Here is a 13,442-nt window from a genome sequence, read left to right on the forward strand (position 1 = left end):
CCAGAATCCTAACGAAACATCAAAAAAAGATGCACGCTATCAATCTACTCATAAAACACTAGTATCCGACACGATAGGCGCCGACGAAGAAGCATAATGTACGCGTCCCCCCGTATGCTGCTCGTGACCGCCCTTGTCGTCAAGCGTTGTATATTCCACACCATTACTTAAACTATGAATATGACGGATTGGCCCCTCATTTCCATAAGCTTCAATCATGCGAGAATACACAATCGGCCCTGTCACCAATAGCGTCCCATGCCGCCCGCTACCCTGCATATCAGGTTGATAAACACGCAAAAGACACATCACCTGGTGGATAATGCGCCGCATAGTCGGATGTCCAGACGCACATATAAGGTAATATTGCTCATACTCCCCGTAGGTCATATGCTGGACTTCAGGATGTTGGCGCGCTGCATGCCACCAATGCGATACTAAAAAACGATCATCAGGCCGTGTAATTATGCTTAATGGCGTGGCAATGGCCGTCTTTAAATCCACATAGACGCCCCCAATCGCATAAATACACAAATAACGGAAGAGGTCCGCTTTAGCAGCACCATAATCTGGGTGGATGGCCTGATAATAGCTGTAAACTTCTTCGCTATAATGATCTAAAATGAACTTTTTAATGTCAAAAAAACCACCATCAGACCAATAAAAATATTCATATTCAGCATTTAAATGGAGCAATTGTGCGCGATTATCACGGAAAACTTCAGGATAAGTGCCAGGCTCTCCAAAACCGATGCCAATTTGATGAATATTCTTCTCGATCCCCGCATTTAGCGGACGTTCTGGCACTGGGTCAGGTAGAATAGATGGATCAATCTTTTGAAAAATCGCACTCTTACCAGGGCCAGTAACATGCTCGATGCTCATATCATAGCCAAAGGAGAGGAATCCCTTCTCCTCATGCCGAAAAACATAGCGCTGTGAGGCTACATCCTGACGGACATAGCCCCTCTCGCGTAATTCTTCCTCCGTTAACGGCTTTACCTCATCCTTATCAAACCAAGAACATAAATGCCGCTGCACAATCATCCCATCGCACGAGGCAATATAAGTACCCAAATAGCCAACAAACATATCCTCAACCCTCCCCCACGATCGGTTTCAAACGGGTTGCCGTTATCTCACAACACGACTCGCTATTATGCAAAGGCAAAGACAACGTCATGACATCATGAACGCCTAACCGTCCCAAGGCTGCAAGAGCTTGCCGACTCTTCATTAAATCAATGCGTAATGTTCCCAATAATGCCGTATACAATTCTGCTGCGCCGGCTTGAGGGAACTCTAATTGTTTAATTCTCTGACCTGTCGATGATAGATGAACCTCACCGATATCAGGGTCCGTCATAAGGATGAGACCTTGAAACATATCATGCGTAATAGGCAAAAAACGCTCCCACTCATTGGCAGCACCAACAAAAAGAGTGTGATTATTACGCACATCAATAGAAAGATACGCCCCGGCCTCATCCTGCAATGTCACAAGGCCGCTATCCTCGGTGTTTAACACAAGGGCAGGCACCTCTAACGGCACACCGGAGTTCCCCCACCATGTTGGAACAGAAGAGACCGGCAATGGATAGGGCAACGCCACAAATCCCTTCAACAACATTCCTAATAAAGGAACCCGCGCCAAGCCCCGCCTATACGGCTCGTAACACAACATATGCCCGTAACCATCAAGAAACCAAACCTTCTCGAACGAGTACAAAAAAGAATTTTTGACAGCCATTTACAATCCCTGCCCCTCACCTATCGTGCCTCACTATGCTCTTATATGTAAAAGAACACAAGGTTAGAAGATAAAAACAACCTTACAAAGGAACTCAATCTTAATATTTATATCTTTTTAAGATGTTATTCTTCCAATTCACGCACCTTTCTCTGATACAGATCCTTCAGGTATTGCCCCGCTCTAAGATATACTACACGACCGAAATGATCGTATGTGTGAGCTTCTTCCAAAGAATGAATAAACTGATCAAAATTTACACACCGTACGTTAGGAAATTCCTCCGATACTTCATACTGCCAAAAAGCCACCGTCGCATGCCGTTCTAATATGCCGGACTCAGGGTATAGATCAGGCACTTTAGAGGGAAGTGTAAACAACACAACATCACAATGTGCGGGAACCTTCCGCAAAATTGCCCGCAAATTTTCCTTATGTCGTTCCTCGTCAATCACGCCTAAGGGACGCAAATTAGCCTTCGCAAAACGGTAATAGCGTAACTCCGAGCGTGGACCGCCCATTCTTAAAAAATCATCTTCATAAAATTGCTGAAAATTCCCATACGCTACCTGCGGAGGGCAATAAGTCGCTGTATGTTCACTATCTGGCAAACGGTAAATTTGGAAGCCCGCATCTGCCCAAAAGCTAAACACCACCAACCCCCATGGGGCCTCTTCTAAAGGTCGCAAAGAAGGGAAAAAATCTTCCGCCTTATAACCACATTGCCTCAGAGCGGTATGCTCACGCTCCCCTCCCTCCACACTGATACGCACCATGGAGGAATGGTCCCGCCGAATCAAAAAACCATTACGCACCGTATTCGTAAAAACGGTGATATCGCTCGAGCAATCTTTTACATAATGCCGAATAGAATCAACATCACAACCACCCCCCATAAGGATAGGATAATCGGCCTGCTGTAGAGGCACAGCCTCGCCCTCTTCATCAAAAGAGGTAAGCTGCACCCAATCTACCGGAGCTGTGTCTGTAGTCGGGTCGTTTGCCACCTCCCCTTGGACCTCTAAATATGGCTCACCAAGATAGCGGTACACCCATGTCTCAATATGCATCCCAAGGGTACGGCACGAAAAACAGAAATGAACGAGAAAATTATCCGTGGCATTCTGCACAACGTGGAAAAAACCAACGATGCCATAATCACCATAATTATCTCTCACACGGACGACCGCCATATGGTTGAACGTCCCTGTATGTTCGATCATCCGCTCAACATCATAAAGAGCCTCAACTTTATCTTCTGAAAGCCTCTTTTTTGTAAAGTTAAGCTGATTCGTTCGATTTAGTAATTCTGCAACGCGCTCTTTATGCTCCGTTAAATCGTAAATAATTTCAACTTGTATATTGCTCTTCCGCAAAAAATCATAATCATCAAGCGCAGCATCACCACTTTCATTACGATCTTTATATTTCTGCTCTTGTAGTTTATATTGTTTAAGGCGTTTTTTCTCTTTATCATCTTTCCCCTTAAAGAGGTCAGACTCTAATATACGCTCTACAAATGTTTCATCCTCCACTTGGATACCAGGACAGGTTTGGCGCACCTCCTCGCGGTTTGTGGGGTTGTCATCAATAAACATGACCGTTTCCGGCCGAAGTTGCATCTTCTGAATAATTTCAGCAACGCGTTTGCCTTTGCTGCTCCAATCGATACTAGGGAACACAAAATGATCCCATATCTCCATGGCTTCAAGCTCGGCTTTTACGGCCTCGAAATCGTTCTTCGAACAAATAGAATTTAAAATACCGCGTTCCGTTAAGGTCCGTACGATAGCAGCGGCATTACTCTCAGCGATGATTCCTTCTTCAGCGAGCGTTCCTTTCCAAAAGGTCTCATCCATATCCCATATTAGCAATCTAACGGCTTCACTCATCCACACACCTTAATCAGCTATCAAAGGAGGAATACATCCTCTTTTCTCTATGGTTAACACGTTACAGTTTTTACATTCTGTGCACTATAAACTTTTTCTCAAGAATGAGGAAATAATCTTATAAAAAATCACAAAAAGTTCTATAGTTCCTCGATGATTGAGCGAGATTTACCTTTTTTTGAGAGAGTTTGGTTCTTCGATTGCTTTGGGCACATCATTAGCTATGCCCCCTCTCAGAGCCGCCTTATACGTACTCCTTTCCAAGGGACACTTATGAACGGCTTTATTCCCTCTCCCTTTCCTCTCCCGCCACAAGCAGACCTCACATGGTGGAATCTTAACGGAGAACAGCTCCCTGTCGAACCTCTCATTATGAAAAAAATCCGCAGAGGCTTAGTTAAATTACAAAAAAAAGACGCAAACGAGTTTCTCAGCATTAACCCACGCTCTGATGATCTCGGCTTTGTAACTGGCGTCAATGCGTGGGAGCAATTTCTCCCCGTGACAGAGCGCATGTTACAAGGTTTAGCCCTCATCAGTGACCCTGATATGAGCCATATTACGGCCGAAGCATCATCTAAGCAGGTAGGGCATTTCAGCTTTTTGCCTCCTAGCGACAATAAGCCAGGTGGTGGGCGCATTGGGGAGGTCGTGATTAATCTTTACGACAACCTACCCAGCCTAGCTGCTTTATCCTCTATAAAAGAAGGCGAAGACCACACAATCTCTTTTACAAATTATGACAATGAGTCTGTCAGCCACTTCACCTTATTTTGTCGCTCGGTCAAACCATAAACTGATGGGCCTACGTCATGTTTCTTAGCCGTCTTAACACCTATATTGCCTGTACTCCACAAGGGCTAAGCCAACAGCATGTTTGCGCTTATAGCGATGAGAACGCCCTTCCCCCTGCCTCTGAAGGGGACATGACACATCATGGCTATGTGCTCAAAAACATGGGTAACAACCAATATGTTTTTACCCATCCAGAGCAAGGGAATCTCATTCTACATCCTGATATGTCCATGACCCATCATAGCGATCCGCTCCATGCAGATAGTTATGTGCGCATCATTGACCCTACTATACTCCCACCACCTCCCCCCGTTATAGAACCAGCCACGACCATTGCGAAATATATTCATCAAACAGGCAAAGAGGCTGAATTCCCCGAATCATTTCGGCATAATCGTGATAATTTGATTCTTCTCAACCCAGATTATGACTTCTGCTATTGGTCCGACCAAGGCGGCCGCGCTATTCATGATTTTATAGCGGAGCATTATGGCGACGATGTTTTACGCTATTATAATGCAATAAATCCCCGTTATGGGGCCGCACGGGCTGATCTTTTCCGTTACCTATGCCTCTACCAGCTCGGCGGTGTGTATCTGGACCTTAAATCGACAATCGTCGTCCCGCTGCACACAATCATTCGGCCTGACGATACAGCCTTATTATCCTTCTGGCCGCGTGTGGGTACGGAATATCCCGAGATTCAGCATGTTAAATATGCGGGAGAATATCAACAATTCTTCCTCATCTACGCAGCAGGGCACCCTTTACTACGACGTATTATTCATCAAACATTATGCAATATTAAACTCTATGATCCCTTTATTCATAGTGTGGGCCTGCAAGGGACGTTCCTGACCACAGGGCCTATTATATATTCCCGTATTCTCCACAGCTATCGCACACCGCAAAATGCACGGCTCTTCCATGCGCTAACCAGCGGGGTTGAGTATAATATCTTCTCTCACGAAGCTCATTACGCCAAAATTGGGCCAACACATTATACGCGCCAAGATACACCGCTCATTATCGAGCCAGAGACGTTACCGTAATTACAGAAGAAATGAGACTTCAAGCTAAAAATTGCGCACCAAGCCACAATATATGATGGTGCGCCCTGCTGGATTCGAACCAGCGACCCACAGCTTAGAAGGCTGTTGCTCTATCCAGCTGAGCTAAGGGCGCTCTGCCTTTGCTGTGTAACGTGGTCGGGGCGCCCGGACTCGAACCGGGGGCCTCCTGTACCCAAAACAGGCGCGCTACCAGGCTGCGCCACGCCCCGACGACGTGAGCTACTTCTTAAAGGGCCTTGCCCTTTCAGGCAAGGGGGTTTCACCCCAAACAGGTGAGTTTTTTCATAAAATTATACAACGGCTCCACGGCTAAGGGGCGGCACAAATTGCGGGGCCATATCCCAGGGGAACAATACCCATGTATCTTGTGCAACTTCCGTTACAAAATGATCCGTATAAGGCCGCCCATCGGGTTTGGCATAAAGGCAAGCAAATACCGCCTTAGGCAGCATCTCCCGCACATAACGCGCTGTCACACCAGAATCGACAAGGTCATCCACAATAAGAAACCCCTCCCCGTCTCCAGCCGCGTCTGCCTCTTTAAGCAGTTTAGGCTCCTGCTGGGTGCCCTCTTCTCCTTCATAACTCACAACCGAGACCGTCTCGATCAATCGGCAGCCCAACTCCCGCCCTAAAATTGCAGCAGGAATTAGCCCCCCTCGTGTAATCGCTACGATACCACGAAACGGCCTATATTGCCGCATCAACTCCGCTGCGAGCAGGCGCGCATCACGATGCAGCTGGTCCCATGTAACCGTTGCGTATTTAATGTTCTGAGAGCCTTGTGTCTGCGCTACGCCCGTCATGCTGGTTAATGCCTTCCTTATGGCTATCCTCGATGGTCATTCCCTCATACTGCATTGTACGGGAGGGTAGAACTGGTGGATCACATAATTTAGCGAACATATAAAAAAAGCCCGCACCCCAAAAGGCCGGACTTACTTAAAAAGGCTGGCTCCCGAAGTAGGACTCGAACCTACGACCCAGCGATTAACAGTCGCTTGCTCTACCAACTGAGCTATTCGGGATCAGCTGGGAGCTTATCTACCCAAACTCCCCGAATGGGTAAAGGCTTTTTTTCACAATGATGAAAAAACTTTCGCAGCTTTAAGCACAAAAAAAGCCCGCCCCTTAAAAGGCCGGACTTACTTAAAAAAAGCTGGCTCCCGAAGTAGGACTCGAACCTACGACCCAGCGATTAACAGTCGCTTGCTCTACCAACTGAGCTATTCGGGATCAGCTAGGGCTTATCTAGCGAAACTCAGCCTATGGGTAAAGCCCTATAATACGTTTCTTCCTCAAGAAAACACTCAACAACAATTAAGACGCAGCAGAATGGCCCCTCTCCAGCTCTTCCCGCCCCTCTGTTGCTAATTGGTCAACGCGCTCATTTTCCTCTAGCCCTGCATGAGCCTTCACCCAATGCCATTCTATTTTATGGCGTTTCGCAACGTCTAAAATGCGCCGCCATAAATCCATATTCGCTACCGGGTCACCTGATGCATTGCGCCAGTTACGACGTACCCACCCTGTATGCCAACGCGTTATGCCATTCTGCAAATAAGCACTATCGGTATAAAGATTCACGATACAAGGTCGCTTTAGGGCCTCCAAAGCCATAGCGGCAGCGGTAAGTTCCATACGATTATTGGTCGTCTCCGCTTCGCCGCCTTTCATTTCCTTTTCATGCCCTTGATAGCGCAAAAGCACGCCCCATCCCCCAGGGCCGGGGTTGGGTTTACACCCGCCATCGGTCCAAATATCGACCTCCATAGTGGGGGTATCTTCTGCCTCAGCATTAGGGGACATGCGGCACCTTTTGGAAATGATGCAACCGCCGCTGATACGCCCATGGGTCTTTACGCGTCACCAACGCCCCGGCTGGGGTATGAACCCAGTCATAAAGACGTGTGAGCAAAAACCGTAACGCCGCCCCTTGGCATAAGACCGGCAAAGCCGCCCGCTCTGCATCACTTAGGGGGCGAATCTGCTCGTAACCTTGTAAAAGAGCCTCTGCCCGGTCGGGTTGATAATCCTGCTCGGCTTTAAAGCACCACGCATTTACACAAATAGCGAGGTCATAAGCGAGGAAGTCCGTACAAGCGAAGTAGAAGTCGATAATGCCGGATAATATCTCTCCTTCAAAAAAGACATTATCTACGAATAAATCAGCATGAATCTGCCCACGTGGTAAATGGTCTTGCGTTGGCCATGCCTTAATGACCTCAACGAGAGCCCCTTTTGTCTCTGCAATAAGGGTTGCTACAGCCTCATCACCACCATCAGTGCAACTTGCAAATACGCTCTGCCATCCCTGTGGCCCAAGGGCGTTGGGACGTTCCGCCTTATAGCTTTGCCCGGCCTGATGCAAACGCGCCAAAGCCTGTCCCACTTGCGCACACGCCGCTGGTGTAATCTCCTCCCGTGCGTGCCCCTCAAGGAAGCTAACAATCACAGCAGGCTTACCCGCTAATTGCCGCAATACGCGGCCATCCCGCGCCATGATAGGTTGAGGGCACGCAATATCATGCTGCGCTAAATGACCCATCAACCCCAAGAACCACGGCAATTCTTGCGGGTTCATGCGTTTTTCAAAGAGGGTTAGGATAAAGCGGCCCTGCGTTGTCTTGAGCAAGAAATTGCTATTTTCAACACCTTCCGCAATTCCAACGAAGGAGTGCAAGTCCCCTATAGCGTAAAGGGAGAGGAAGTCCCGTAAGACCTCCTCATCTAACTCCGTATAAACGGCCATAAGGCTTTAGACCGCATCCGCCAGAGGCTGTGGCAAGCGGAAATTGATGTTCTCCTCCTTCACAATGCGCTCCTCAATAGTGACATCATAGCGAGCGGAAAGCTCCTCTATCATCTCCTGCACCAAGCTCTCCGGTGCGGAAGCCCCGGCACTCATCCCTAATGTTTTGACGCCATCTAATTCGCTCCAATCCATGTCGGAGACTTTCGGCACCAAGAGGGCACGCTTTGCAAGAGAGCGTTCTGCCACTTCGCGCAGCCGTTGCGAATTGGAGGAGTTGGGCGAGCCAATAACAATCACCAAATCACATTCCGCAGCCAGCTCCTTAACCGCCATTTGGCGATTCGTCGTGGCGTAACAAATATCTTCCCGCCGCGGCCCCACAATATTAGGGAAACGCGTGCGCAGAATATCAACAATCTCCGCTGTATCATCAACTGAGAGCGTTGTTTGAGTAATGAAGGCGAGGCGGTCCACATCCTTCGGCTGAACCTCAGCAGCCTCACGCGCATCATTAATCAAGGTGACGGCTCCGGGAGGGAGCTGCCCCATTGTTCCCACAACTTCGGGGTGGCCTGCATGGCCAATCATCAAAATATGACGCTGCTCTGGCCCACCACCGGCAAAGTGACGCTCTGCCTCCCGATGGACTTTAGAGACAAGCGGGCATGTGGCATCCAAATATAAAAGGTTACGCCGCTGCGCCTCCGCTGGCACGGATTTCGGCACACCATGGGCGGAGAACACTACATGACCATCTTCAGGAACTTCATCTAGCTCCTCTACAAAAATGGCCCCTTTGGCTTCCAGACCTTCTACAACCGTGCGGTTATGAACAATCTCATGGCGGACATAAACAGGCGCGCCGTAGCGACGCAAAGCCTCTTCCACCACACGAATAGCCCGATCCACCCCCGCACAAAAGCCTCGCGGGCCTGCGAGTAGAATCTTTAACTTGGGCCGAGAGGTCGGCGAATCTGCTCCGGGGTTAGCAGAGTTGGCGGTTACAGGTGTCGTCTGTTCTGACATAATCTTCCCCAGGCAGGCGATAAACGATACGATATTGAACGGTTCGGCAATACCTCATACAAAGATATAGCATATAAAGCATCACCTTTGGGCCCTTATATCGTCCGTATTGCCGTCTGCTGCAATGTCCTACGCCCATTTTCTATGGAGTTTTCTGAGTCCGATGCCCGCATTCTCTCCCTCTTCCCCTATATTCTCCCGCTTGATGGGGGGTTTCGGTGCCCTCATGCTCATTAGTTTTCTTACCGGCTGCGAAGGTGCTGATACCACACATACCTTCGCCCCAGCATGCCCCAAATTTGATGTGCCCGGCCCCTTAGCGGACCTCATTACTTATGATGGCAAAGGGCTGGATGCTGCACACAGGCTCACCTCAACACATATATTAGCTGTGCAAGGTGATTGTCGTACCGGCCCGCAAGATGAGCAAAAACGCCCCCTTACCCGTGTACGTCTTAGCTTGAACCTCCAACTAGAGCGTGGTCCCGCCGCAAAAGGCGATACCGTAACCATCCCGTATTTTGTGGCCATCCTACAAGATGGAAAGATTGTAGATAAAAAAATCTTCACCGAGACGCTAAAATTAACACCTGCGCTCTCCATCACACAGGTTAATACGCCGTTGCGTTTTATTGATATCCCAACGGGCAATAATCCGCAGATCAGCCCTTACTCTATGGAGATCGGCTTGCAGCTAAACCATGATGAATTAGATTATAATCGGACCCATTTACGCGCAGCTCAATTCCAAGAACATGTGCAATAACGAGCGGCGCTACCCCCCTATATCGCGGTAAACTGCCGCCATGTATGATCATCATCAGAGAGCGTGCCGAATGTCTGGCCAATGAGGTAATCAGCCACGGCACGTTCATTAAAGAGTTGATGATAACGCTGCCACCCCGCCCGAGCGACATCTTGGCGGCTTTTGGGATGTTGATGGAAGAAACAGATAGCCTCACTAAGCTCATCTATTGTACTAAAAAACCCCATCTCTCGCTCAGAAAAAAGGCAATCATAGCCTGTTTGTCGCTCCATAAATACAAGCTGTCCATTACCGACCATCTGTGCAAGACGATCTGAACTATAAAGATGATAATCCGCCCGGCGGCTAATATTAAGGCCCATCGCGCTCTGCTCTAGTAACGCAGCGTAAGCAGGCCCGCTCACATAAGGCTGCCCGCGTACCCCTGCATACGCATAGCGCATAGTGGGCGGCAATGTCCCCTCTAACATCTGACAAAACTGGTTCATCTCCCAGCTCTGCCCACAAATGAGCCGCTCGCGCGCTGGATTACCGCAAGAGTAAAAAAGGTCCGCTTCTATATTTTGACGCGCAAAAGCCTGACCACGCTCTACACTCGCATCTACTGGATTAGGCAGAAAATAAACACGCCCGCCTTCTCCTATAATCTCACGCACAATCGGCCCCGCCGTGGAGATGAAACTAGCATCCACCACCTGATGCCGGGCAGCAAAATCCCGCACATTATCAGGGACAAATAACGCATCAATATTCCATTGTACGATGAGCATTCCTGGCTGCTGGCGGCGTATCTCCGCAATGACAGCAGGGGGAATCATATAGCCATGACCTAATAAAAGAAGGTCCGGCGCACTTAGCGCGAGGAATTCCTTCAACGCACGCCATAAATACCGCCGCCCTAATTTGCGGCTGCCAAACCATCCCCCCGCACGCGCAACATCGCGGTAGGAGAGATCAATAACGTGATGCCCGTTGCGGACTAACCCGTGAGAAAGCTTACCCCCCACACTAAACTGGCTAGGGGCGTTTCTCTTCAAACTAAAAAAGAAATCCCCGACATGGACAATCTTCAACGGACGCGCCGTAACCCATCCGCCTCCCCCATGTCGGGCATTGTGCACTCTAATCCTTCCACCACTGTACTGGTTTTTGGTTGGATTCATCCGCCTCAACAGACGCCGCTTTCACCTTTGTAGCCGAAGCAGACTTTTTACGCTGTTGCCCACGCAACTGGTGCAACTCCGACCTAAGGCACAAAATCTCTTCATCACGCTGTTGTATCAGCTTCTTGCCTTCATCAACCTGCAAACGCAAATGCGTTATTTGCGTTGTCGCCGTACGGACACGATCCCCCAGAATAGCTAACTCGGCCTCTGCATCGTGCGATCGGCGTCTCTCCCGCTGCAAGCTCTGCTTTAACCGCTCTTGCTCCTGCCCCACCTCGATTGTCGCAGCAATACGGTTTACGTTCCGCTTCTGCCCTGGGCGTGCGAGGGTCTGATGTTCCACAACCACTGTATCGTCCCCTGCAAAACGGCGACGACGCGTTGTTGTCTGCTGGTTTACCCGCCCCCTAAAGGGAACACGCCCTGACGCACCACTATTTTGCTGCCGATTACCAACCATTCTCGGTTGAGACGGTGACACAGTGTCATTACCCATCCCCATTCTCTCCAACGCTTCACGGAGAGAATGCTCGGTTAGATACGATTCATCCTGCATTGTCTGTAATTTCAACAATCTTCAATAAAGTTATACGATTCAAGCCACTATCACTCCCTCTATTCTCCATAATATCTACCTCCTAAAAGATATGACTTATAGATTAGAGGGAATAATAGGTCTCTATTCCCAACGACTACTTGCCTCTGCCACATTACAATGAAAATGTCAAAAATAAGATAACATTTTGACAGGTCGCCGATTAGCCGTTTCTAGAAATTTTAACGATGAATTAACCCATTACCTTGCACTTGGCATTGCTCTAATAAGGTTACTAGCGCACCGGCAAGGCTTTTCATCTCCGCTGTGCTTCCATTTTTCTGCACAGCCTTTAATTCCGCCCGTTCTTTTGCTGTGGAGGAATGTATTAAATTGTATAGAAAATTTCTATCAAAGGGACGACCATACAGCTTCCCTAAGCGTGTTAGGCGGTTCTTATCCTGTGCTGATTGAGCATCTGACAAAGCAAGATTAAAATTTGTTGCCAGTTTTTGCGCTGCCACATGCGTTTTATCGTAATCCTGCACCATTTGGCGAGCAAAACCCTTCACTAACTCATCACTACTATGGGTATCAGCCAAACTCGCCATAGCCTTCATGTAAACAGCTCGAGACTCAATTTTCTGCAACATTGCCACATCACTTACAGACAGTTTAGGCGGCGTTACTGGCCCCTTAGGTAGAGGCGGAACCCGCGGTGCTGAAGGCGGGAATAATGCACACCCCCCCATAGCCAAAAATGCAATACATAATATGGAATGACGTTTCATAATTTTCTCTTCTCATCCTCCCAAACACATGGAACACTCAACAACAGTCGTTAATTACGTCAGGTTATAACCAATATGCAGCAACATAACAGGACAATTCCTACCTATATCCATAGGATTTTACGTTATCTTTTCGCTTTCGGAGCCTTCTATGCCAGCCTCGCCGTTGCTAGCCAAGCCCTAGCCACCCATCTGCCCGACGCCGCTTTTCTATCTCCACAAGGCAGAGATATGCTCCATAGAGCTGCCGACATTGCTTTATGGCACGGAATCGCCCTCTGTGCCCTAAGCTTAGGAGCCTCCCAACTGCATCCGCTACGTCTTACATGCGGCTGCATAGGTCTGGCCCTCGGCACCACCCTCTTTAGTATCCCTGTTGCACTTCATGGAGTTGGGGTCTTATTCCCTGCACGACTAGCCCCCTTAGGGGGAACAATGCTCATCCTGTCGTGGTTATGTGTAGCGTCCTCTGCTCTACAACAGAGGAGCGCTTAACGCCCGCGTATTTTTTGCAACAGCCATAATCCTGACAGCTGGATTAACAGGGCAAGCACAAAAGCCCCTAACACAATACCCAGCAGGATGAGTTGCTCCCGCCCCAAAGCTGTTTCTATATGCAGCAGCGTATAAAGTTGCTGCCACCACGCTGTCCCCGCGACATATTGCACAGCATGAAACACAGGAGAGCAGAATCGCACAAGCAGGAGGAAACCAAACGTTAGCCCCAACAACACGACCATACGACCAAGCGTAGAGGCAACCGATACCTCTTTACGCGACGTTTTATAAAAAATTGGCCGTTTCCGTCTCACCTCAAACACCCATCCTGCTCACAACGTAAAGATAGCCTAACAGGAAATCATAGTTGATCAAGGAATCCAGGCCGCGAAAGG

The 13,442-nt window shown here is 48.6% G+C and carries 15 protein-coding genes and 4 tRNA genes; 4 read left to right on the forward strand and 15 right to left on the reverse strand.

The window, feature by feature from the left end; translation table 11 throughout:
- Nucleotides 1-48: 48 nt before the first annotated feature.
- The 3 genes from NQF64_RS03845 to NQF64_RS03855 all read right to left on the reverse strand — a co-directional run bounded on the left by NQF64_RS03845 (nt 49) and on the right by NQF64_RS03855 (nt 3,642).
- Complete coding sequence (locus NQF64_RS03845; RefSeq protein ID WP_266106497.1) at nt 49-1,092, reverse strand: glycosyltransferase family 32 protein; 1,044 nt, start codon at nt 1,090-1,092, stop codon at nt 49-51.
- A 4-nt stretch (nt 1,093-1,096) separates the two neighbouring features.
- Complete coding sequence (locus tag NQF64_RS03850) at nt 1,097-1,612, reverse strand: hypothetical protein (RefSeq protein ID WP_266106498.1); 516 nt, start codon at nt 1,610-1,612, stop codon at nt 1,097-1,099.
- Nucleotides 1,613-1,875: 263 nt separating this feature from the next.
- Nucleotides 1,876-3,642: an HAD-IIIC family phosphatase gene (locus tag NQF64_RS03855; RefSeq protein WP_266106499.1), complete on the reverse strand. Its 1,767-nt coding sequence runs from the start codon at nt 3,640-3,642 to the stop codon at nt 1,876-1,878.
- A 273-nt stretch (nt 3,643-3,915) separates the two neighbouring features.
- Between NQF64_RS03855 and NQF64_RS03860 the strand changes: the two genes are divergently transcribed.
- Entirely contained in the window at nt 3,916-4,437 is a 522-nt protein-coding gene (locus NQF64_RS03860) for a hypothetical protein (RefSeq protein ID WP_143813654.1), read from the forward strand.
- A 17-nt stretch (nt 4,438-4,454) separates the two neighbouring features.
- Nucleotides 4,455-5,489: a glycosyltransferase family 32 protein gene (locus NQF64_RS03865; protein ID WP_266106500.1), complete on the forward strand. Its 1,035-nt coding sequence runs from the start codon at nt 4,455-4,457 to the stop codon at nt 5,487-5,489.
- 56 nt (nt 5,490-5,545) lie between these two features.
- Here NQF64_RS03865 and NQF64_RS03870 read toward each other — a convergent pair.
- The 8 genes from NQF64_RS03870 to ispH all read right to left on the reverse strand — a co-directional run bounded on the left by NQF64_RS03870 (nt 5,546) and on the right by ispH (nt 9,291).
- A tRNA-Arg gene (locus NQF64_RS03870) sits at nt 5,546-5,622 on the reverse strand.
- Between the two features lie 20 nt (nt 5,623-5,642).
- A tRNA-Pro gene (locus tag NQF64_RS03875) sits at nt 5,643-5,719 on the reverse strand.
- Nucleotides 5,720-5,800: 81 nt separating this feature from the next.
- On the reverse strand, nt 5,801-6,316 hold the full coding sequence (gene gpt / locus NQF64_RS03880; RefSeq protein ID WP_266106501.1) for a xanthine phosphoribosyltransferase: 516 nt from the start codon (nt 6,314-6,316) through the stop codon (nt 5,801-5,803).
- Nucleotides 6,317-6,462: 146 nt separating this feature from the next.
- A tRNA-Asn gene (locus tag NQF64_RS03885) sits at nt 6,463-6,538 on the reverse strand.
- 132 nt (nt 6,539-6,670) lie between these two features.
- Nucleotides 6,671-6,746: transfer RNA gene (locus NQF64_RS03890), tRNA-Asn, on the reverse strand.
- An 84-nt stretch (nt 6,747-6,830) separates the two neighbouring features.
- Nucleotides 6,831-7,319 carry a ribonuclease HI gene (gene rnhA / locus NQF64_RS03895; RefSeq protein WP_266106502.1) on the reverse strand — a complete coding sequence of 163 codons (489 nt, stop codon included), beginning with the start codon at nt 7,317-7,319 and terminating at the stop codon, nt 6,831-6,833.
- Nucleotides 7,309-8,262: a homoserine kinase gene (locus NQF64_RS03900; protein WP_266106503.1), complete on the reverse strand. Its 954-nt coding sequence runs from the start codon at nt 8,260-8,262 to the stop codon at nt 7,309-7,311. The genes rnhA and NQF64_RS03900 overlap by 11 nt, the downstream gene beginning before the upstream one ends.
- Nucleotides 8,263-8,268: 6 nt before the next feature.
- Nucleotides 8,269-9,291, reverse strand: a complete 1,023-nt coding sequence (gene ispH, locus NQF64_RS03905; RefSeq protein WP_099027221.1) for a 4-hydroxy-3-methylbut-2-enyl diphosphate reductase — start codon at nt 9,289-9,291, stop codon at nt 8,269-8,271.
- 226 nt (nt 9,292-9,517) lie between these two features.
- Between ispH and NQF64_RS03910 the strand changes: the two genes are divergently transcribed.
- Nucleotides 9,518-10,057, forward strand: a complete 540-nt coding sequence (locus NQF64_RS03910) for a hypothetical protein (protein WP_099027222.1) — start codon at nt 9,518-9,520, stop codon at nt 10,055-10,057.
- Nucleotides 10,058-10,074: 17 nt separating this feature from the next.
- Here the strand turns inward: NQF64_RS03910 and NQF64_RS03915 are convergent, their stop codons facing one another.
- The 3 genes from NQF64_RS03915 to NQF64_RS03925 all read right to left on the reverse strand — a co-directional run bounded on the left by NQF64_RS03915 (nt 10,075) and on the right by NQF64_RS03925 (nt 12,549).
- Nucleotides 10,075-11,178 carry a glycosyltransferase gene (locus NQF64_RS03915; protein ID WP_266106504.1) on the reverse strand — a complete coding sequence of 368 codons (1,104 nt, stop codon included), beginning with the start codon at nt 11,176-11,178 and terminating at the stop codon, nt 10,075-10,077.
- 1 nt (nt 11,179) lies between these two features.
- Nucleotides 11,180-11,794 (reverse strand): hypothetical protein, encoded by a 615-nt coding sequence (locus NQF64_RS03920; protein WP_266106505.1) that lies wholly within the window; start codon nt 11,792-11,794, stop codon nt 11,180-11,182.
- Between the two features lie 206 nt (nt 11,795-12,000).
- Nucleotides 12,001-12,549: a DUF4142 domain-containing protein gene (locus tag NQF64_RS03925; protein ID WP_266106506.1), complete on the reverse strand. Its 549-nt coding sequence runs from the start codon at nt 12,547-12,549 to the stop codon at nt 12,001-12,003.
- Between the two features lie 75 nt (nt 12,550-12,624).
- On the opposite strand from NQF64_RS03925, the gene NQF64_RS03930 reads away from it, so the two are divergent.
- Nucleotides 12,625-13,044 carry a DUF423 domain-containing protein gene (locus NQF64_RS03930; protein WP_266106507.1) on the forward strand — a complete coding sequence of 140 codons (420 nt, stop codon included), beginning with the start codon at nt 12,625-12,627 and terminating at the stop codon, nt 13,042-13,044.
- On the opposite strand, the gene NQF64_RS03935 is transcribed toward NQF64_RS03930, so the two are convergent.
- A complete protein-coding gene (locus tag NQF64_RS03935) occupies nt 13,041-13,361 on the reverse strand; it encodes a hypothetical protein (protein WP_180794242.1) in 321 nt (106 codons plus the stop codon). The genes NQF64_RS03930 and NQF64_RS03935 overlap by 4 nt on opposite strands.
- Between the last annotated feature and the right edge of the window lie 81 nt (nt 13,362-13,442).

The organism is Bombella saccharophila, from assembly GCF_026385475.1.
Lineage (GTDB): Bacteria > Pseudomonadota > Alphaproteobacteria > Acetobacterales > Acetobacteraceae > Bombella > Bombella saccharophila.

Excerpts from the sequence above, each read along its gene's own strand:
- NQF64_RS03845 (WP_266106497.1), bottom strand. The coding sequence starts at position 1,092 with ATGTTTGTTGGCTATTTGGGTACTTATATTGCCTCGTGCGATGGGATG.
- NQF64_RS03855 (WP_266106499.1), bottom strand. The coding sequence starts at position 3,642 with ATGAGTGAAGCCGTTAGATTGCTAATATGGGATATGGATGAGACCTTT.
- NQF64_RS03860 (WP_143813654.1), top strand. The coding sequence starts at position 3,916 with ATGAACGGCTTTATTCCCTCTCCCTTTCCTCTCCCGCCACAAGCAGAC.
- NQF64_RS03865 (WP_266106500.1), top strand. The coding sequence starts at position 4,455 with ATGTTTCTTAGCCGTCTTAACACCTATATTGCCTGTACTCCACAAGGG.
- gpt (WP_266106501.1), bottom strand. The coding sequence starts at position 6,316 with ATGACGGGCGTAGCGCAGACACAAGGCTCTCAGAACATTAAATACGCA.
- rnhA (WP_266106502.1), bottom strand. The coding sequence starts at position 7,319 with ATGTCCCCTAATGCTGAGGCAGAAGATACCCCCACTATGGAGGTCGAT.
- NQF64_RS03900 (WP_266106503.1), bottom strand. The coding sequence starts at position 8,262 with ATGGCCGTTTATACGGAGTTAGATGAGGAGGTCTTACGGGACTTCCTC.
- ispH (WP_099027221.1), bottom strand. The coding sequence starts at position 9,291 with ATGTCAGAACAGACGACACCTGTAACCGCCAACTCTGCTAACCCCGGA.
- NQF64_RS03910 (WP_099027222.1), top strand. The coding sequence starts at position 9,518 with ATGCTCATTAGTTTTCTTACCGGCTGCGAAGGTGCTGATACCACACAT.
- NQF64_RS03925 (WP_266106506.1), bottom strand. The coding sequence starts at position 12,549 with ATGAAACGTCATTCCATATTATGTATTGCATTTTTGGCTATGGGGGGG.
- NQF64_RS03930 (WP_266106507.1), top strand. The coding sequence starts at position 12,625 with ATGCAGCAACATAACAGGACAATTCCTACCTATATCCATAGGATTTTA.